Raw genomic sequence first — 20936 nt, forward strand, 5'->3', positions numbered from 1 at the left:
TTAGCGCCACCCTCTAATTCCACCAACGACTGCTTAGCTGCGCGGGCAAAAAGGTACGCCAAGGTGACATAGCCGGAGTACATGAGGTAGTCGACGCTAGCCGCCCCCACTTCTTCACGGTCTTGCATGGCTTTCATACCCACGCCCATCGTTAGCTCGCCCCACTCAGCATTCAGTTTCGCTAGCGGCTCAACAAACTCTTTTAGAGCAGGGTTATCAGCTTCCGACTTACAGAACTTATGGATCTCTTTGGTGAATACTTTTAGCGATTCACCCTGGCTCATCAACACCTTTCGGCCAAGCAGGTCTAACGCCTGAATGCCGGTAGTACCTTCATAGAGACGGGTAATACGCGCATCACGCACCAGCTGTTCCATCCCCCACTCTTTAATGAAGCCGTGCCCACCAAAAATCTGCACGCCTTCATTGGTGCACTCAAAACCAACTTCAGTGAGAAACGCTTTCACGATAGGCGTTAATAGACCAAGCAGAGTTTCAGCCTGCTCCCTCTCTTCGCCGGGCTTACCGTGCTCAACGATATCTAGCATTTGAGCGGTGTATAGCACCAGCATGCGGCCACCCTCGGCAAACGCCTTCTGGGTTAGCAGCATACGGCGCACATCCGGATGAACAATAATCGGGTCTGCTGCTTTCTCAGGCGCTTGAGCACCAGAAAGGGCACGCATTTGTAACCGGTCACGAGCGTAACTGAGCGAGTTTTGGAAACTGGCTTCAATTAAGCCTAAGCCTTGAATGCCCACCCCAAGGCGTGCAGCATTCATCATAGTGAACATGCACGCCAAGCCCTTGTTAGGCGCTCCAACTAAATAGCCCGTCGCACCATCAAAGTTCATCACACAAGTCGCATTACCGTGGATGCCCATTTTGTGCTCGAGCGAGCCACAGGAAACACCATTACGATCGCCGGGATTGCCTTGAGCATCTGGCATAAACTTAGGCACAACAAATAGAGAAATACCCTTCGAGCCCTCAGGAGCGCCAGGCAGTTTGGCTAATACGAGGTGCACAATGTTTTCTGCCAGATTATGGTCGCCAGCAGAAATAAAGATCTTAGTACCCGTAATGGAGTAGGCACCACTTTCATTAGGCACCGCACGCGTCTTAATTAACCCGAGGTCAGTACCACAGTGGGGCTCGGTGAGACACATAGTGCCCGTCCAAACGCCTTCAACCAGCTTGGTAAGGTAGGTTTCCTTTTGCTCATCAGTACCATGGTGCCGAAGTGCATCGGCAGCACCATGGGAAAGCCCTGGATACATACCCCACGCTAAGTTAGTTGCGCAGATCATTTCAGACAGCATCATCGCCAATGATGGCGGAAGACCTTGGCCGCCCTGTTCAGGATCTGCTGCTAGGCTTGGCCAGCCACCTTCAACATATTGCTGATACGCTTCTTTAAAACCTTGCGGCGCTTTAACTTCGCCACCTTCTAACAAGCACCCCTCTTCATCGCCACTTTGATTGAGCGGAAGCAGCACATCACGGGCAAAGCGCGCGCCCTCTTCAAGAATCGCATTCACGACGTCTGGAGACGCTTCATCACCACAGGGTAGCGCTGCATAGTGGCTGGGATAGTCAAACATTTCGTCCATAACGAAACGCATATCACGTAAGGGGGCTTGATAGCTGGGCATGTCACTTCTCCTAAGCAGGGGGCTGAAAGCGGCTTACATTTTTAGTACGGCTTAGATTTCAAAAAAGCCGCTTTCAAACACATGTTTGAAAACTAGCGCGCAGCCGCACCATAGTCAAGCGGTCGTTTGAATATAACACCCAAAACCGCTACAACTTTGGTCGACTAACCGGTAAAAAATTGATCTATAAACAAAAAAACTGCCAGCAAAAGTGCTGGCAGGTTATCAGACGCTACTAATTTTCCAGCCTATTTACTGCATTCGAATGCCGCCATCCAGCCGAATCACTTCACCATTCAACATTGGGTTAGTAATAATCTGCTCGGCCAACTGAGCAAACTCATCTGGCTTACCCAACCGCTTGGGGAAAGGCACCGCAGCGGCTAAGGCTTGAGCCGCTTCGTCAGGAATCTCACTCATCATGGGCGTTTCAAAAACGCCAGGCGCAATCGCCATAACGCGAATAGCATGACGCGATAGCTCTCTAGCAGCAGGCAAACTCATTCCCACAACACCGGCTTTCGAAGCACTGTAAGCACACTGCCCCACTTGCCCATCGAATGCCGCGATAGAAGCCGTATTAATAATTACGCCCCGCTCACCGCTCTCATTGGGCGTATTTTTGGCCATGGCGGCTGCCGCCAAACGCATCACATTAAACGTACCCACTAAATTAATGTTGATCGTTTTTGCATAGCTTTCCAGGTCTGCGGGATTGCCATTACGGTCAACCAGTTTGGCCACGCTGACGACGCCAGCACAGTGAATAACACCCGAAAGGCCGCTGTCACCTGCCAGCGCAATCGCTTCGTCAATCGCCTGCTGCATTTGCTCGGCAGAGGTGATATCAGCTATGCAGGCCACTGCACGATCACCTAAGCGCTTAGCATGCTCCAACACGCTATTATTCATGTCACACAATACAACGCTTCCACCAGCCGCTATTAGGCGCTCTGCTGTTGCCGCACCTAGCCCTGAAGCAGCACCAGTAATTAAAAACGTACAATCCTTCACCTGCATTTCAACTTTCCTTTGATTATTTGTCGTTGCGTGCTTGCTCAGTCGCTTGGGCACGAAGTTTGAAGCGCTGAATCTTGCCGCTAGGCGTTTTGGGCAGCTCATCGACGAATTCGATAACCCTGGGGAACGCATGAGTAGAAAGACGCTCACGCACTTGCTGGCGGATCTCATCAGCAAGCCCCTCACTAGCCTCATACCCATCACGCAGCACGATATAAGATTTAATGACCTCGCCACGAATCTCGTCTGGCTGGCCAACCGCTGCCGATTCGGCAACCGCAGGGTGAGTCATGACACTGTTTTCAACATCCGTAGGGCCAACCCGGTAGCCTGCGGTGGTAATAATGTCGTCATCGCGTCCGGCAAATTGAAACGAGCCGTCTTCATTGCGGATAACGACATCGCCAGTTAGGTAGTAACCGTTCACAAAGGGGTCTTTTTCTTGCCAGGTATACCCTTGGAAGAAGTGGGCGGGTGAGTTTTTGATATCAACTGCAAGCACACCCGGTTCACCGGGCGGCAGTTCGTTATACTCGGCGTCCAAGATAGCCAAGCGGTAGCCCGGCATTGGCACACCCATCGCTCCCACATGTTTAGGGTGATCAAGGGAGTGATGATTATTACAGGTCATGCCGGTTTCTGTTTGACCATAGTGATCCATGACCGGACAACCTAACGATTTCTCCACCCAGGTCACTACTTCTGTGTTTAGAGGCTCGCCTGCAGAGCTTGCCGCGCGAAGCTCTAAGGTTTGGTGGGCGTCATCGAACAGTCCTGACGCTTTCATTAAGCGGTATGCCGTGGGCGCCGCGGCGAAGTTAGTAATATGGTGGCGCTTCATGAAAGCCAAGGCACCTTCTGCACTGAAACCTGCCTCGCAGAAGTGCGTGGTAACACCGAGCAGCAGCGGCCCAGTAATCGCGTAATAAAGCCCATATGCCCAACCCGGGTCAGCCATATTCCAAAAGCGATCATCGTCGCGAAGATCGACTGCCAGTTCCATATAGAGAGCAAACGCGGTCATACCGGAAAGCGGCACAGCCACTCCCTTTGGCTTGCCTACCGTGCCCGACGTAAACATCTGAAGAAAAGGTTTTTCAGGGGCAAGACGAGGTGGCTTTTCGCTCATTGACGTATGCGTCAACGCAGCCTGCCATTTATGATCATTAGGATGCTCGCTAGTGGCCCCGCCTACTGCCAAAACAGGCGGACACTGGCTTAGCCCATCAAACTTAAAGCGATTAGCATGATCGGTAATAACCAGCTTGGTGTCAGCGCGCCCCAGGCGATAATCCACCGCATCAGGACCAAACGCAGTAAATAACGGCTGATAAACCGCACCAATTCGCCAGGTGGCAAGAACCGCCACTAACAGCGCTGCTGAGCGCGGCAGCATGCAGGCAATACGGTCCCCTTCACCAAGCCCTTGGGCCTTAAACCAGCCAGCAAGTTTACCACTCTGCTCGTCTAGTTCTGCATACGTCAGCGTATGGGTTTGTCCATTGATATCTTCCTGCACGAGCGCAAGCACATCACCTCGCCCCTGGCGTACATGACGACCGCAGCATGCCTCAAAGGCATTAAGGCAACCATCCTGATGGTCATCCAGCCTGGCAATCATGGTGTCAACCGTAAAGCCTTCCAGGAAGGTGGAATATGTGGGTAGTGACGCTGATGTTGCTGTCATGATGGCTCTCTTATGTTGTTAGTCGTGAGCAGTTGTACGCAAACAGACAGGCCAGGTTTCGATCTTACACTTTATTATTGTCCGTTTACGTTAACGGAAACCTTGCAATTAAACTAACGCTAAAAGCATTTGCGCGGGAGCGCAAGCAATCAGCGTCGTAAACGGATTAGACGTTGGTCGAGAGGGGTGTTAACGGGCCATAATCATCGCGACCAGTTCATCGGCTAGATCATCGGGGGTGCGCGGCCCACTCGGGTCGTACCAGCGTACCGTCCAATTCAGCGCACCCAATATAAACCGCGATACAAGAAAGCGGTCACCGTGAATAAGCTCTGCTGCCAGCGCATCATCGATAACCTCTACCCATAGTGCTTCGTAAGCATCCCGCAGGTGGCTTAAATGGGCACTCGCATCTGGATCTAACCGTCGCCATTCAAATAACGCGACCACATGGGCATTGCGATCAGCGAAAAGCGTCTCTAAGTGCGCTCGGGCCATAGCATGCAGACGCGCCTCAGGATCATTGTCGCACTCTTGAAGCGCTGCTTTAGCAATGCTAAGAGCATTCTGGGTACCCTCCTCTATTACCGCAGCTAAGATTTCCTGCTTATCTTTGAAGTGATGGAACAAGCTGCCAGACTTGATACCCATTTCTTGCGCCAGCATACGCACCGTGGTGCGATCAAAGCCTTCTTGGACGAATAGCTGAGCCGCTAAACGTGTCAATTCCTTGCGGCGAGGGGAAGCATTCATTACATTCATGTCATTTACACTAGCGCTTGCTTGGTTACTTAGGAGAAGACCACAGCCCCGCCAACGGGTCAACGCATCACTAAGCTTACAGCAAGATAATCACAAGAAATCCGACAGGAGACGCACAAATGAGTAATGCCACCGAGGTTGTATTTTTATCTGCCACCCGCACGCCAATGGGCGGCATGATGGGTAGTCTTTCCAGCATGACGGCTCCCGAACTCGCGGCCGTTGCAATCCGCGCTGCCATAGAGCGAGCGGGTATCGAAGCATCCGTTATTGAAGAAGGCATCATGGGCTGTGTACTACCCGCTGGCGTAAAACAAGGGCCAGCCCGCCAGGCCATGCGTCAGGCTGGCATTCCCGATGCCAATGGGGCTACTACGATCAATAAACTGTGTGGTTCTGGCATGAAAGCCACCATGCTAGCCCACGATTTGATCAAAGCCGGGACGGGGGAAGTGCTGCTCGCTGGCGGCATGGAATCGATGTCTAATGCCCCACACGTACTCACTAAAGCGCGTGGTGGTTATCGTCTAGGTCATGGCGAGCTAAAGGACCACATGTTCCTTGACGGTTTAGAAGATGCCGAAACCGGCAAATTGATGGGCGTTTTCGCTCAGGATGTTGCCTCAGAGCGTGGCTACACGCGCGAGCGTCTGGATGACTTTGCCATTGCATCCTTAGAGCGCGCTATGGACGCTACCAATAACGGCCACTTAGCGGCAGAAATGGCNNNGCCACTTAGCGGCAGAAATGGCACCGGTAACAGTCACCAGCCGCCAAGGTGAAACGCTGGTCGAGCATGATGAACAGCCTTTCCAAGCGAAGCTAGATAAAATTCGCCAGCTGCGCCCGGCGTTTGCCAAAGACGGTACTATTACTGCTGCCAATGCTAGCTCAATTTCCGACGGTGCATCCGCACTTATTTTGGCCAGCCATGAAGCCGCTAAGCGCCATGGTGTAAAGCCACTAGCGAAAATGCTTGGCCATACCACCCACTCCCGCCATCCAAGCGAATTCACCATTGCGCCAGTCGGTGCCATTGAAAAGCTGATGAAAAAGCTTGGCTGGGGCGTTAACGACGTTGATCTGTTTGAGATTAACGAAGCGTTCGCTGTCGTTACGTTAATGGCGATGGATGACTTGGGGCTACCCCACGAGAAAGTCAACGTGTTTGGCGGCGCTTGTGCCCAAGGGCACCCAATTGGCTCAACAGGTTCACGCGTCATTGCGACGCTTATTCACGCCCTACGCACCAAAGGCGGCAAACGTGGTATTGCCAGCCTGTGCATTGGTGGTGGCGAAGCCACCGCTGTGGCCGTTGAGCTAATCGACTAATATAATCAACCCTCCCGCGCCTTGCCATACTGATCATGCCAAGGCGCGTTTATCCTCCCTATCGCCATACTTTTCTGAAGTGGCCAATGTCTGCCAGTCCAATGACTTGAGCGCCTCTATAGCTTCACTGATATCATCATGATTATTGCTAAGCTGATCCTCAGCCATGCGAAATTGACCAGCATATTCACGCATTTTCAGAGCTTCTTGAGTTAGTCCTTCAGCACTTTGTGCCGCGTGATTGACCAGCTTCAGCGTATCTTGGGTTGTCATATCAATTTGCGTGACCGCCCTGTTCACTTCCTCAATACCACGACGCTGCTCTTCCGACGCGCTGGCTATCCTTGCCATCAACTGCTCTACCTGAGTGGCCGACTGCATAATATCGCGCGTATGCTCACCCGCTTGCTGAGATAACTCACTCCCCTCCTCAACACTCTGGCGAGATGCTTCAATACGCGACCGAATCTCATGTGCCGCATCAGCACTGCGCGTTGCTAACGCCCGTACTTCGCTGGCCACCACCGCAAAGCCACGCCCGTGCTCACCCGCACGCGCTGCCTCAACAGAAGCATTCAAAGCCAGAATATTCGTTTGGAAGGCAATACTTTCAATCATGGAAATAATGCTTTGTATTTCTTCGGAGTGCTTGTTAATGGACTGCATAGTCGCTATGAACTGAGCAATTACCTGATCACCTTGCTGCGCTTTATGAGCGACACCCGTCGTCGCTTGACTCACATGCGCCGCACTTTCTGCATTCTGATTTACGGTTGCGGTTAACTGCTTAAGGCTTGCCGCCATTTGTACGAGCGCGGCTACTTGCGAGTCAGTTTGCCCCGCCAATTGTTGGCTTTGAGCTGCCATGACTTGGCTATCGGTATAAACCTGTTGGCTACTGTTGTTAAGATGGTTCACCGTCGACGTTAGCGAATGCTGCATGTTTGCCAATTCGCTAAACAACAGACCAATTTCATTAGCGGCATGGGCGTCGACTGGCGTTGATAAATCGCCCTTGGCGATGCGTTTAAAGTGCTGCGTTATTACACGCAAAGGCTGCAAAACATTGTTACGCACGCCCCATACCACTAACGCGATGACCAGCATTGCCACAACAACAACGCCAAGCACTCCCCAAAATAGTAGCGACGATACTTTTTGAAAGCGATCAAGCAGCCCAGCACCACGGGCGACCGAGTAAGCGTAGAAGGCTTCCGCAGCAGTCACAAACTGCTGACTACTCTCATCCACGCGAGATTCGCCAGATAGGAAGCCTCGAACATCGCGCTCTTCCAGCATCATCATTTGCAAACTTAAATTATTATTAACCAATGAGTGGAAATCATTCGCCAACTGATCCACAAGCTCAAGCCGCTCATCCTCAGCAAAACTTGAGTGGAAAGCGTTAAAGCGGGCTGACGCCGTACTCAACAAGCTCCCCGCTTCCTCTAACAAAGGTTCTGGACGCTCAAAAGAGGGAGTACGAATTAGCTCAGCAGCTCGGTTCATTTGTATACGAGCACGCAGCAGCTGGGTATAGGCCCCGTTAAGCTCACGTATCTGATTCATATCTCGTTGCTGCAGCGACGTAAACGCCTCACGGCCAAAGTGATTGGCAAATAACCCCAACCCACCAATCGCCAATATGAGACAGGTGAAGGTCACTAACACCAGCGCCCAGCTCGCTTTAACGCTTAAACTATTCACCATACGCATAAATTCTTTCAACCACGTGGCTGATCATGAGCATGCAGGGACAGCCATAGCTGCAGACGCCGACGAATCTCCAGTAGCGCTTGCTCGTATGCATCTAATTTACTAATTAGCCTTGGATCACGAATATCCCAGAAAAGTACTTCTCTGGCGCGCCCTTGCCAGTCTCTGCAAACCTGTTGCGCCTTATCGCAAAGTACAATGACAAAGTCGAAGTAGTCGTCCTCAAACTCATCCAGTGACTTACTACGCAACCCTTCCGTAGAAAGGCCCTGTTTATGCAGTGCCTCTAACGTTAACGCATGGGGTTCATCTGGCTCGGAACCTGCGCTAAAAGCATCAAAGCGATCACTTGCCATCTGGCGAAGCAGCGCCTCTCCCATCAAAGACCGTGCAGAATTGGCATTACAAAGGAATAGCACGCGACGCTTTGGCATAAATAAATGGCCTCTTGATGAGTGTGATTTCAGCAATTTACGCCTTCAAGATGACGTCATTATTGCAGCCTGCTAGTTACCGGTACAAATATACGAAAAAACATATATCATAACGTCAATAACCACTTCTTCGACATAAAAGGGGTACCGCCAATGGCATTGCTTGACGATTTACCCAATGTAGACAGCAGTCTGTTTGAAGCTCCCAATCATGAAACGTTGAGGCTTCCCTCGAGAGACCAGCCTGCACCCAAAATCCTGCTGCTTTACGGTTCACTGCGGGAACGTTCATTCAGCCGCTTAGCCGTTGAAGAAGCCGCTCGGCTACTCAATGCAATGGGGGCAAGTACAAAGATTTTTGATCCGCGCGGCTTACCCCTGCCGGATGCGGAAGATGCGAGCCACCCTAAAGTGGATGAGCTGCGTACACTGGTACAGTGGGCCGATGGCATGGTGTGGTGCTCACCTGAACGCCACGGTGCAATGACTGGCATTATGAAAGCACAAATTGACTGGATTCCTCTTGCCTTAGGCGGCGTTCGCCCCACCCAGGGCAAAACGCTTGCAGTAATGCAGGTGTGCGGTGGCTCCCAGTCGTTTAACACGGTAAATCAGCTGCGTATTTTAGGGCGCTGGATGCGCATGGTGACGATTCCAAACCAGTCATCGGTACCTAAGGCTTTTATGGAGTTTGATGACAACGGTCGCATGAAGCCTTCTCCATTTTATGACCGCATTGTTGATGTTATGGAAGAACTGGTGAAGTTTACGCTGCTGGTTCGTGAACGCAGCGATCTGCTAACCGACCGTTACTCTGAACGCAAAGAAAGCGCTGAAGAAGTCTCCAAACGCGTCAGTCAACGTGCTATTTAATCAGGGAGTGGCGTTATGACGACCCAGAGCAATTCATCACCCACCAGTGCCGATATGGGGCTGTTTGAACGCTACCTTTCCGTATGGGTAGCAATTGCCATTGTTACCGGGATTGCACTTGGGCAGTTCGCCCCTGCCGTGCCAGAGGTGTTATCACGGTTTGAGTATGCCCAGGTCTCCATTCCGATTGCCGTATTAATCTGGGCGATGATTTTCCCCATGATGGCGCAGATTGATTTCAGTGCTATTGCAGGAGTGCGCCGCCAGCCAAAGGGCCTAACCATTACCACCACGGTCAATTGGCTGATTAAACCCTTCACAATGTTCGCCTTGGCCTGGCTGTTTTTCATGGTGATTTTTCAGCCATTTATTGCTGAGGAACTGGCCAGTCAATATCTAGCGGGCGCCATATTATTGGGGGTAGCCCCCTGCACCGCGATGGTATTTGTATGGAGCTACCTGACTCGAGGTGATGCGGCTTACACGCTGGTTCAAGTAGCTTTGAATGACTTGATTATGCTGTTTGCCTTTGCGCCGCTTGTGGTGCTGTTACTAGGAATCTCAAATATCCAAGTGCCCTGGGACACGGTTATTTTGTCGGTGGTGCTGTACATCGTCATTCCGCTTACCGCTGGCTATATCACCCGTAAAACGCTGATCGCCAAGCGCGGCACCGAGTGGTACGACAACGTGTTTATGAAGCGCGTTGGCCCAATCACGCCCATCGGGTTAATCATTACGCTAGTGCTTCTATTCGCTTTCCAAGGCGACGTTATTCTGAATAATCCGCTGCATATCGTATTAATCGCCATTCCGCTGATTATCCAAACATTTTTGATCTTCTTTATCGCTTATGGCTGGGCCAAAGCGTGGCGTGTGCCACACAACATCGCTGCCCCAGGCGCAATGATCGGCGCCAGCAACTTTTTTGAACTGGCGGTCGCTGCTGCCATTGCACTGTTTGGCTTACAATCCGGCGCCGCGCTAGCCACAGTAGTGGGTGTTTTAGTTGAAGTGCCGCTTATGCTCGTACTGGTACGCATTGCCAACAACACGCGTCAGCATTTTCCTGAAAACGCATAACAAAGAGATACTCGGATGGCACATTACTTAGTTTTTCTCGGTTCAACTCGAACCTCTACGCCGCCCGCCCCTGCTCGTTTAGGCGAGCGGGTATCCCAGGCGTGCAAACGCCTACTTAGCTCGCTACCCGATACAACGGCAGAGGTTATAGACCCGCTAACGTTAGACCTTAACGGCCCTTTTAAGCCACATTTTGCTTACGCAAAAACAGCGGTTCCCGATGATCTTGAAGCTCTTGCAGGCAAGATTGAACAAGCCGATGGCTACGTGATGGTCAGCCCCGAATATAACCACTCCATGAGCCCGGCGCTGAGCCATTTGCTGAATCATTTCGGTGCATCACTGTTTGCATTCAAACCCAGCGCTATCGTGACTTACTCCATGGGGCAATGGGGAGGCGTGCGTGCCGCCGTTAGCATGCGCGCATTTCTATCTGAGCTTGGCTGCCTGCCAGTGTCCGCCATGATCCATATACCTAAAGCGCAGGAAGCGCTGAACGATGACGGGGAGTTTGCCCAGGAGCAAGAACGCTGGGAAAACTATTTTGGGCGCGCGCTGGGGCAATTAACGTGGTGGGCAGAAGCGGCTAAGTCGCACAAAACCGAGCAAGACCCCACAACGCTATCACCTGCGTTTACTAAATCGCCAGCTCAGCGCAATGCACCTAAAACCGATCTTTCCACCTAACCAAGAGATAACTCACCATGTCAGTCACCATCTACCACAACCCTAACTGCGGTACTTCGCGCAATACGCTGGCAATGATCAAGGCGTCGGGCGAAGACCCCGAGGTAATTCACTACTTGGAAACACCTCCCAGCCGAGAGCACCTAGTAGCGCTACTCGCGATGATGAAGATATCACCACGAGAGCTGCTGCGCCAAAAGGACGCGCCTTTTGAAGAGCTCAAATTGAATGACTCTTCGCTAGACGATGATCAACTGATTGACGCCATGATAGCGCACCCGATTTTGATCAATCGTCCTATCGTTATTAGCCAAAAAGGCGCGCGCTTATGTCGCCCATCCGAACTAGTATTGGAACTGCTTGAGCAGCCCGTTTCACACTTTACCAAAGAGGATGGCGAAACCGTCTACTATCCCGCGAGCTAATACAGGAACCACATGCCAGAACAATAGTACGGGGTGAGCAATGAACCATGTCATTGATATCGACAGCAACGCCGTCGACTTCATCAAACAACAAGGCGGCGTTGTGACCGTCCGCCTCTCCCCACGGTACGGCTGCTGCGGAGGCCTCGCCAATCTTGCGGTAGCTGAAGCACACCATCCAGGAGATACCCAACACTATCAGCACCATATTCAAGATAGTGTTTCGATATATATTGACCCCGACCTTGCTAACCAAGGACTGCGCATTGGCGTTGAAGGTTGGTGGAAATTGCGCCACCTTTATGTGGATGGCGCAGCGTTATCAGCAGGCTAGAAACTGGCCTTTAAGCAGCTTGTCTAGGCAACGCCAGTGCCATCACGGAACTGGCTGTCACGAAGGCCGCCGATACCCAAAGACAGGCGCTCAATCCGTACGCCATATATAGCCAGCCTGACAGCAAGGTTCCTACCAAACGCCCCATGGCGTTGGCCATATAGTAAAAGCCGACATCCATCGAGACGCCATCAGCACGAGCGTAATGAACGATCAGGTAACTGTGCCAGCTGGAGTTAATCGCAAATAGCACACCAAACGCTAAAAGCCCGACCACCAGCCAACCCACCTGCGCCAGCGGTAACAACGCCAATAAAATCGCTAGTACTGCTAAAGCGGCTGCCCATCCTGAGGTTAGCGAGCGGGCATCCCCTTTAATCAACTGGGTCAGTTTAGGTGCCTGGGTTTGTACCCCACCGTAGCCAATAATCCATGCTGCCAGTAATCCCCCCACCGTCCAGTGACTCCAGCCGTGCTGATCGTATAGGAATACCGGCAATGCCACGACAAACCAGACATCCCTAGAAGCGAACAGGCAAAAGCGCGCCGCTGAAAGCACATTGATGGCACGGGACTTGGAAAAAATCTCCGAAAATTTGGGTTTTACTTTTTGGCGGCCTAAATCTGCTTTTAAGCGCCATAAAGAGACCATTAATACCGCGCTAAGCATCACCGCCATGGCAATCACCGCGCCTCGGAAACCAATCAGCGTCAGTAACAACCCGCCGATAAAAAAGCCTAGACCTTTCAATGCATTTTTAGAGCCGGTCAGCATCGCTACCCAGCGGTAGAGAGAGCTATTAGCGTTGGCACTCTCTTTAGGCACCAATACTTTGACCGCACTTTTAGCACTCATTTTGTTTAAGTCTTTAGCAATGCCAGACAGCGCCTGCGCCGCCATCACCCAAACAACCGTGAGCATCCCTGCGGGCACCATCAGCATAGCAAGCGCAACAATTTGCAGTCCCAGCCCCACATTCATCGTGCGATTCAAGCCTAACCGCGCACCCAGCCAGCCGCCGACCAAGTTGGTCACGACGCCAAACGCTTCATAGAACAGAAACAGCATGGCGATTTGCAGCGGCGAGTAACCTAGCTGGTGGAAATACATCACTACCAGCATGCGCAGCGCGCCGTCGGTAATGGTAAACGCCCAGTAGTTGCCAGTGATCAGCATGTATTGGCGCACCTCAAAAGGTAGCGCCTTTACGCGCGCGAACACCTTTAGCGACGACGAATCAGCCACGGTCCTTCTGCTCACTCACGACCCGCTCTTTAGCTGCCTTCTCACCAGCTACCATTAGCGCCAACTCGGCCGTGCGGTTGGCATAGCCCCACTCGTTGTCATACCAGGCGTAAAGCTTAAGCTGGGTGCCGTTGACCACCATGGTAGAAAGCGCATCAATAATGGAGCTACGCGGATCAGTGCGATAATCAATCGATACCAGCGGGCGCTCTTCATACCCCAAAATACCGGCGAGTCCTCCCTCCGCGGCCGCTTTCAGCGCTTGATTGACCTCTTCCACCGTGACCTCACGCTCAAGCTCAAACACCATGTCGGTGAGCGATGCATTGGCCAGCGGTACACGAATGGCATGACCATTCAGCTTGCCTTCCAGTTCTGGAAAGATGGCTGTGATTGCTTTTGCAGAGCCCGTTGTCGTTGGAATCAAACTCATACCACAGGCACGAGCACGACGTAGGTCTTTGTGCGGAGCATCTAGAATTGTTTGGGTGTTGGTAATGTCGTGTACCGTCGTCATCGAACCATGGCGAATACCAAAGGTTTCCTGAATCACTTTAACTACCGGGGCTAAGCAGTTTGTGGTACAGCTAGCGGCCGTTACGATCCGGTGCTGAGCAGGGTCATAAAGATGATCGTTGACACCTACCACCACGTTCAGCACGCCCTCTTCTTTAATCGGTGCACTCACCACTACGCGCGTAACGCCTTGATCAAGGTACGCCTGGAGCTTGGTGGTTTCTTTCATTTTACCCGAGCACTCGATGACCACGTCACAGGCAGACCAGTCACTGTCGGCAATCGCTTTATTGGCGCTAAACGCAACCGTTTTACCATCTAAAACAATCGCATCGTCATAAGCTGCAATCCCTTCACCTGGAGACCAGTGGCCATGCACCGAATCAAACTCAAGCAGGTGGGCAAACGTTGCTGAATCACCGCCTGGGTCGTTAATACGCACAAGCTCTACTGCACCAGCTTCAACCTCAGCCCATAAGCTGCGCAGTGCCAATCGGCCAATACGACCAAACCCGTTAATACCGATACGTAATGTCATGGGGCCTCCTATTTAGATAAACGTATGCATGAACGTCTAAATAAATGAATAGTGCAAAAATTCGCAATGCAAATATACGAAAAAACATATATGAAAAAATAAAAAAATGCCTGCAGGTTAGCTTGGGGCTAGCCTACAGGCAGTCTTAGTTAACCGTAACGACCGGAGATATAGTCTTCGGTTTTTTTCTGTGCCGGGGTTGAGAACATCACTTTGGTATCGTTGTACTCGATGATTTCCCCCAGGTGGAAAAATGCCGTGTAGTCGGCTACCCGTGCGGCCTGCTGCATATTATGCGTCACGGTAATAATGGTGAACTGCTCTTTCAGCTTATCCATCAAATCTTCGATGGTTGCGGTCGAGATCGGGTCAAGCGCCGAAGTCGGTTCATCCATTAAAATCACATCTGGCTGTACTGCAATCGCTCGGGCAATACACAAACGCTGTTGTTGACCACCAGAGAGAGAGGTACCTGGCTCATGCAGCTTGTCTTTCACCTCGTTCCACAGCCCGGCGTCGCGTAGCGCCTTTTCAACCAACTCTTCCTGCTCGGCTTTACGACTGACCAAATCGTGCATGCGTGGTGCGTAAGCGATATTTTCAAAGATCGACTTAGGAAACGGATTAGGCTTTTGGAATACCATGCCCACCCGGCGACGCAGCGCCACTTCATCCATTTTAGGCGCATTAACATCTAGCCCATCCATCTCAACCAAGCCTTCGACTCGTACGCTAGGAATCAAGTCGTTCATGCGGTTCAAGCAGCGTAAAAACGTCGACTTACCACACCCCGAAGGGCCAATCAGTGCCGTCACATTTTTCTGAAATAGATCAATATTCAGATTATTCAACGCTTGGTTTTTGCCATACCACAGATTCAAATCGCGAACCCGGAAGCTCAGGTCGTGGCACGCAGCGTCGTTTCGCGTGTAGGGTTGCCCAGCCGCAGGGACTTGCTGGCCATTCATTACAGGTGCTTGGCTATTCATTACGGGTGCTTGGCTATTCATAATCATGTCCTCTATCGCGCTGGCCTACCAGCGACGCTCAAATTTCTTACGTAACACAACGGCAAAGGCGTTGAGTGAGATGAGTATGGTGAGTAGCACCAAAATACCGCCGGCGGTTTTTTCTACAAACGCCTGCTCTGGCTCACCTGACCAGGTAAATATTTGAGCTGGCATGACGGTGGCTGCTTCGGTAAATGAAGCACCCACATCGGGGATAAAAGCCACCATACCCACGATAATCAACGGTGCTGTTTCACCCATCGCTTGCGCCAAGCCAATAATAGAGCCGGTCATAATACCTGGCATAGCTAACGGTAAAACGTGATCCCGCACCACTTGCCAGCGCGAACATCCCACCCCAAAGCCAGCATGGCGGATGGATTCCGGCACGCTACGCAGTGCAGTACGTGTTGAGATAATAATAACGGGGAGCGTCATCAGCGCCAGAGTCATACCACCCGCTAACGGCGACGAACGCGGCACCCCAAAGAAGTTAATAAAGATCGCAAGACCCAGCAGACCAAACAGAATCGAGGGAATCGCAGCAAGGTTGTTGATATTAATCTCAATGAGCTGAGTAAAGCGGTTGTCTGGAGCAAACTCCTCCAGATAAATCGCCGTCATAACGCCGATAGGGAACGAGATAGCCAGGGTGACGATCATTGTCATCACGGTACCGACAACGGCCGAGAGGATACCTGCATTCTCGGCAATTTTTGAATCACCCGAACCAAAAAAGGTGCTATTGAAGCGAAGATCTACCTGACCCGCTTCAACCAGGGCATCAATAGCCGCCTGTTCTTCTTCACTTAAACGATGCCGGTGACCTTTCAGATACTGATCCACCCCACTGGTCGATAGCACCCACTGGGTTTCGCTGGTACCAATCATGTCAGGATTATTGCGAAGTTCCATCGGGATCACGCGCACTACCGTGCGGCTGATAATGGGCAGCAGCTCTTCATCAAACGCCTTCCGCCCATCGGTTTCGGCTTCTTCGGTATAGTTGATCTCGACTTGTATATACGCTTGCTGAAAAGCAGGCAGACCTTTAGTCAGCATGTCTGCAAAAAACAGCACCAGGAACAAGCCTGCCAGCCCTAACGACCCCATGGTTATCCATTTGAGGCGGGTAGACTTCCGGTGGCGCTTTTTAAGCTGCTGGCTGATTTCGTCAAAAGTATGGCTCATCGAAACAATTCCTCGACGTTACAGGTTATTCACGCGATATTTTTCGCGGAAACGACGGATCATCAGAACCGACACCAAATTAAGCACAAGCGTAACAACGAACAGCACGAGCCCTAACGCGAAAGCCGATAGCGTTTCAGCACTTGCAAACTCTTGGTCGCCAGTTAATGCTGCCACAATGCGCACGGTGACCGTGGTCATATCTTCCAGCGGGTTGGCGGTTAAGTTGGGACGCATACCTGCGGCCATCACCACAATCATGGTTTCACCCATCGCACGCGACATACCTAAGAGCGCAGCAGAGATAATCCCTGGCATTGCAGCGGGCACCACCACATCACGAATGGTCTCCCCTTTGGTCATGCCCAGTGCCAACGACCCTTGGCGCATGCTATCTGGCACCGAGTTGATCACGTCATCAGACAGCGATGAGATAAACGGTATGATCATAATGCCCATCACAATGCCAGGCGCCAGCGCATTGTTATAAGAAGCATCGAGCCCAAAAAAACCAGCGATATTAACGATAATCGGCGCTACGGTGATGGCGGCAAAAAAGCCGTAAACCACGGTAGGAATACCCGCCAAAACCTCTAACACCGGCTTGGCAACGGTGCGCACTTTACTTGGCGCAAATTCGGACATGTAAATTGCTGAGAGCAAACCGACAGGCACCGCCACCAGCATGGCGATAGCAGTAATCATAAAGGTACCAGCGAATAGCGGTACCGAGCCAAACTCAGCACCGCCACCATCGCCACGACCCGCTGCAGCTAAAAAGCTTGCCCCCGGGTTCCAGGTGGTGCCGGTAATAAATTCCCAGAAGCTGTGCATTTGAAAAAAGCGCAGCGCCTCGGAAATGATCGAGAACAAAATACCAAAGGTAGTGAAAATCGAAATTAATGCTGCTCCAGCCAAGACTTTACCGATTACCGATTCTATGGCTTGACGGGCATGAAAATTGGGCTTCACTTGGTTAAGGCTCACCATTAGCCCTATGGCTGCCACTACCAAACTCGCCGCAAATAAATAGAGCGTGGGGATATTTGCCCCCATTAATAGCAGCGCAAATGCTCCTAGCGCACTAACAAGTACCGCAGGCCCGGCGGTAGAGAGCACGGTAAACCAGGCGTATTGATCTGGCTGAGCAAACATAGCCGTGCCCGCGCTACGGAACCGAGTGGCTTTTGAACGGCCAGCAAAAAAAGCCAGCAGCCCCAGCAGCAATAGTGCAGCACAAAAAATCAGTAGAAGCTGGTTGGTCTGCATCGCATCTCTCTCACGTCGTCACCGGTTAAGAAACCTATCAACAATAATGGGCCGACAGCTTACGCTGCCGGCCACTTTTACACCTGACCTACCAACTTACTTAAGAACGTCTGCTGTCATTGTCGTGCGGTCAGCGACACTTTGGCGCCACTCTTCACGCTCAGCTTCTGGCAGAACGATCAAGCCGATATCGCGCAGATAGCCATCGCTGCCAATCATCATCTCGCTCATAAACATATCGACGTAGTCGTACATCGGCGATACTTCTTCAGCATGCTGGTTCTTCACGTAGAACCACAGTGAGCGTGCTACCGGGTACTCACCTGAACTGATCGCGTCAGCTTCAGGCTCAACGCCATCAATGCTGGCGGCGCTGATCGTGTCAGAATTCTCTTCAAGGAAAGAGTAGCCGAAGATACCAAAGGCACCGGTGTCTTCTGAAAGGCGCTGAACGATCAGGTTGTCGTTTTCACCGGCATCGATGTAAACACCGTCAGAACGAATATCGGTGTAGGCTTCATCGCCGTAAACATCCATGCCCTCAGATGCAGATTCCATTACCAGCTCTTCAAATGCATCGCGGGTACCAGAAGTCGTGGGCGGTCCATAAATGGAGATTTCGCGGTCTGGCAGCGAAGCGTCGATCTCGCTCCAGTTGGTGTAGGGGTTTTCAACCAATTCGCCATCAACCGGCACCATGGCAGCTACCGCCATGAAGATCTGCTCACGGGTCAAAGCAACGTCACCATTTTCGCTTGATTGACCCAATACGATGCCGTCAGAACCGATTTTAGCTTCGGTGATGTCGGTAACGCCGTTCTCTTCACAACGCTCAAACTCGGAAACCTTCATGCGACGAGAAGCATTGGTGATATCGGGCGTGCCTTCGCCAATACCGTTACAGAACAGGCGCAAACCGCCGCCCGAACCTGTCGATTCAATAACAGGCGTCGGATTGCCGGTAGTCGCACCGAACTCTTCAGTAACGTAGCTGGCAAATGGATAAACGGTACTGGAACCTACGATGCGGATCTGGTCACGTGCCTGGGCAACACCGGCAACGCTCATTACGGCAGCCGCGATAACGGTGGTTTTTAGAATACGGTTCATGCGAAATACTCCTGTCGATGTAGGGTTCTGGCCTTCGCAAGACGTACTTTGCACCGTTTCGATGACAACTTTATGACACTCTAAGTCATCGGCATGATTTTTCAGTTAAGAGTGCTGCATTGCACAAGTGCTACATTAATAAGCCCAACGCGGCTAACGTACATAGCCCAAGCGAGACTCCCTGCAGCAACCGCCGATCCAATCGGTGGGCGATCACATCTGCCAGCGCATTCCCGATTAACACGGCAGGTAGAAACGTCAACGCCAATTTAAAATGCCAAGCGGACACCTGGCCCGCAAGCGCTAACGTCATAAGCGTTAGAAGAGATGTCAGAATAAAGAAAGCAGCCAAATTACCGCGCAGGCGATCGGGTGGAAAGCCGTGCATTAGCAGGACGATTGGAGGGCCACCGATGGCGGCCACCGTGCCAAAAACGCCTGACAGCACACCTGCCAGGAACAGCGTCACACGGTTGACGGGGGGATGAAAACGAAACAGCGTTACTATCACAGCAAACAACACGATAGCGGCGATCAGTTTTTCGAGCACCACCAACGGAGCAGTTAACAATAACCAAATGCCCAGCGCATTCCCTGGCAAGCGGCCAATCAAGGCAATGCCTATCGCATCCAGGCGTATTTCTTGCCAGTAGTGGCGCACCATCAGCAATGAAACAGTGAACCCAAACAACACGAGTACTACCGGCACCAAACGTGGTTCTAGCATCAACAGTAGTGGCGCCCCTACCACTGCCAAACCGAAACCTGTCGCACGCTGTACGAAAGCACCCAGCATTAATACGGCTGAACAGGCTAGCCACACGCCAAGTGGCATATCTATCCATGGCAACGAGTTATTCATTTAAATCAATCATCCGCACAAAGCATCAGTACGAATCTCCGTAGGCGGGCTTTCTTGTCAGCTTTCGGACGCCGATATTACCCAGCAACGCAGCCCCCAGCATAGTAAGCACCATCGGCCATAGGTGCTCTACTTGGAACAAGCCCACCAGCACCCCGGCAATTGCTCCACAGCTAAACTGGATGCCACCTAGCAGTGCAGTCGCCGTGGCACTGATATGCCCAAAATGATCCAATAACGCAGAAATCGCATTAGGCGTGATCAAACCAATCATGCCGGTAAACAGCATGACTAGAGGCACCACCACATACAGCGACGCCAAATTAAGCGCTGTCGCGATAACCAGTCCCAGTGCTGCAATTAACTGGATCGTTAACCCTAGTCGTAAGTTCTGTTGTGGTGAACGCTTACGCAGCAAATGAATATTGACGCGATTAGACAGCGCAATCACCAGAACATTGACGCCAAATACCATTGGGTAAACGCTAGGCGATAGTGAGAAGTAGTCTAAGTATAAAAATGGAGAGGCGGTTACAAAAGCAAACAGCCCAGCGAATGAAGCTGCGACAGCGCAAATGTAGCCCATCCCCTCTTTATGACGCAGCACACTGACATAGTTTCGTACGACTTGACGTGGCGAAGCCGCGGGCAAGTTAGTATCTCGTGTTTCGGGTAAACGAGTACCTAGCAGCCAAAGCAAAAACCCTGCATAAGCGGCTAAAAACACAAATATCAGCCACCATCCCGCAATGTGCAGCAAGAGGCTACCCACGGCAGGTGCCACCAACGGCGCCAGCATCATGATCATGGCCATCGTCGACATGACTTTGGCGGCTTCACGTCCGCTAAAACAGTCGCGCACAATCGCCGCAGAGTTAACCACGCAAGCGCCGCCACCTAATGCTTGAATGAATCGCCATACCAGTAAAGAGGGCAAGCTATCAACGGTGGTGATCATTAGGCTTGCGAGCATAAACACCACTAAGCCACTGAGCAAAACAGGCTTACGCCCCACCCTGTCTGACAGCGGCCCAAAGCACAGCTGACCGATTGCGAAGCCAAATAAAAACATACTGATTGAGAGTTCAGTATGATGAATACTCGCATTGATGTTTTCTGCCAGTACCCCAATGGCTGGTAAGTAAGCATCAATCGCAAACGGCGCAAGCGCTGTGTTGGCCGCCAC

The 20936-nt window shown here is 51.6% G+C and carries 19 protein-coding genes and 1 pseudogene; 6 read left to right on the forward strand and 14 right to left on the reverse strand.

From position 1 onward, the window contains the following. From INT22_RS14285 to INT22_RS14300, 4 genes are all read right to left on the reverse strand, one after another. Positions 1–1655, reverse strand: a 1655-nt coding sequence (locus INT22_RS14285) for an acyl-CoA dehydrogenase family protein (protein ID WP_193068448.1), incomplete at its 3' end; no start/stop codon positions are given. A 252-nt stretch (positions 1656–1907) separates the two neighbouring features. After that, a complete protein-coding gene (locus INT22_RS14290; protein WP_089037914.1) occupies positions 1908–2675 on the reverse strand; it encodes an SDR family NAD(P)-dependent oxidoreductase in 768 nt (255 codons plus the stop codon). 16 nt (positions 2676–2691) lie between these two features. Further along, positions 2692–4362 (reverse strand): AMP-binding protein, encoded by a 1671-nt coding sequence (locus tag INT22_RS14295; protein WP_193068449.1) that lies wholly within the window; start codon positions 4360–4362, stop codon positions 2692–2694. A 189-nt stretch (positions 4363–4551) separates the two neighbouring features. Further along, on the reverse strand, positions 4552–5115 hold the full coding sequence (locus tag INT22_RS14300; protein ID WP_089037912.1) for a TetR/AcrR family transcriptional regulator: 564 nt from the start codon (positions 5113–5115) through the stop codon (positions 4552–4554). Positions 5116–5243: 128 nt separating this feature from the next. Between INT22_RS14300 and INT22_RS14305 the strand changes: the two are divergent. Further along, positions 5244–6456: pseudogene (locus tag INT22_RS14305) on the forward strand (acetyl-CoA C-acyltransferase). 33 nt (positions 6457–6489) lie between these two features. Here INT22_RS14305 and INT22_RS14310 read toward each other — a convergent pair. Next, the gene (locus INT22_RS14310) at positions 6490–8166 is read right to left on the reverse strand and encodes a methyl-accepting chemotaxis protein (protein WP_226912758.1); all 1677 of its coding nucleotides are present in this window, start codon (positions 8164–8166) and stop codon (positions 6490–6492) included. A gap of 14 nt (positions 8167–8180) precedes the next feature. Continuing rightward, positions 8181–8606: an arsenate reductase ArsC gene (locus tag INT22_RS14315; RefSeq protein WP_193068451.1), complete on the reverse strand. Its 426-nt coding sequence runs from the start codon at positions 8604–8606 to the stop codon at positions 8181–8183. 153 nt (positions 8607–8759) lie between these two features. Here INT22_RS14315 and arsH point away from each other — a divergent pair, with 153 nt between their 5' ends. Genes arsH through INT22_RS14340 form a run of 5 tightly spaced genes read left to right on the forward strand, consistent with a single transcriptional unit; the run spans position 8760 to position 12008 of the window. After that, on the forward strand, positions 8760–9479 hold the full coding sequence (arsH, locus tag INT22_RS14320; RefSeq protein ID WP_193068452.1) for an arsenical resistance protein ArsH: 720 nt from the start codon (positions 8760–8762) through the stop codon (positions 9477–9479). A gap of 15 nt (positions 9480–9494) precedes the next feature. Next, positions 9495–10562, forward strand: a complete 1068-nt coding sequence (arsB, locus tag INT22_RS14325; protein ID WP_226912759.1) for an ACR3 family arsenite efflux transporter — start codon at positions 9495–9497, stop codon at positions 10560–10562. A gap of 15 nt (positions 10563–10577) precedes the next feature. After that, positions 10578–11249, forward strand: coding sequence for an NADPH-dependent FMN reductase (locus INT22_RS14330; RefSeq protein ID WP_193068453.1), 672 nt, complete (start codon positions 10578–10580; stop codon positions 11247–11249). Between the two features lie 17 nt (positions 11250–11266). Continuing rightward, positions 11267–11674, forward strand: a complete 408-nt coding sequence (gene arsC, locus INT22_RS14335) for an arsenate reductase (glutaredoxin) (RefSeq protein WP_193068454.1) — start codon at positions 11267–11269, stop codon at positions 11672–11674. A 40-nt stretch (positions 11675–11714) separates the two neighbouring features. After that, entirely contained in the window at positions 11715–12008 is a 294-nt protein-coding gene (locus INT22_RS14340; RefSeq protein WP_193068455.1) for a CC/Se motif family (seleno)protein, read from the forward strand. Positions 12009–12018: 10 nt separating this feature from the next. Here INT22_RS14340 and arsJ read toward each other — a convergent pair whose 3' ends face one another. From arsJ to INT22_RS14380, 8 genes are all read right to left on the reverse strand, one after another. After that, positions 12019–13185: an organoarsenical effux MFS transporter ArsJ gene (gene arsJ / locus INT22_RS14345; protein WP_226912761.1), complete on the reverse strand. Its 1167-nt coding sequence runs from the start codon at positions 13183–13185 to the stop codon at positions 12019–12021. A gap of 61 nt (positions 13186–13246) precedes the next feature. After that, positions 13247–14308 carry an ArsJ-associated glyceraldehyde-3-phosphate dehydrogenase gene (locus INT22_RS14350; protein ID WP_193068457.1) on the reverse strand — a complete coding sequence of 354 codons (1062 nt, stop codon included), beginning with the start codon at positions 14306–14308 and terminating at the stop codon, positions 13247–13249. Between the two features lie 149 nt (positions 14309–14457). Further along, positions 14458–15297 carry a phosphate ABC transporter ATP-binding protein PstB gene (pstB, locus tag INT22_RS14355; RefSeq protein ID WP_193068470.1) on the reverse strand — a complete coding sequence of 280 codons (840 nt, stop codon included), beginning with the start codon at positions 15295–15297 and terminating at the stop codon, positions 14458–14460. A 45-nt stretch (positions 15298–15342) separates the two neighbouring features. Further along, positions 15343–16509 carry a phosphate ABC transporter permease PstA gene (pstA, locus tag INT22_RS14360; RefSeq protein ID WP_089037903.1) on the reverse strand — a complete coding sequence of 389 codons (1167 nt, stop codon included), beginning with the start codon at positions 16507–16509 and terminating at the stop codon, positions 15343–15345. A gap of 18 nt (positions 16510–16527) precedes the next feature. Next, the gene (gene pstC, locus INT22_RS14365; RefSeq protein WP_193068458.1) at positions 16528–17778 is read right to left on the reverse strand and encodes a phosphate ABC transporter permease subunit PstC; all 1251 of its coding nucleotides are present in this window, start codon (positions 17776–17778) and stop codon (positions 16528–16530) included. Positions 17779–17874: 96 nt separating this feature from the next. Then, entirely contained in the window at positions 17875–18888 is a 1014-nt protein-coding gene (locus INT22_RS14370; RefSeq protein ID WP_193068459.1) for a substrate-binding domain-containing protein, read from the reverse strand. Positions 18889–19018: 130 nt separating this feature from the next. After that, a complete protein-coding gene (locus INT22_RS14375; protein ID WP_193068460.1) occupies positions 19019–19750 on the reverse strand; it encodes a sulfite exporter TauE/SafE family protein in 732 nt (243 codons plus the stop codon). A gap of 25 nt (positions 19751–19775) precedes the next feature. Then, positions 19776–20936: multidrug effflux MFS transporter (locus INT22_RS14380; RefSeq protein WP_193068461.1), on the reverse strand; the 1161-nt coding region annotated here is incomplete at its 5' end.

It is taken from the genome of Halomonas sp. 3D7M, assembly GCF_014897885.1.
GTDB lineage: Bacteria > Pseudomonadota > Gammaproteobacteria > Pseudomonadales > Halomonadaceae > Vreelandella.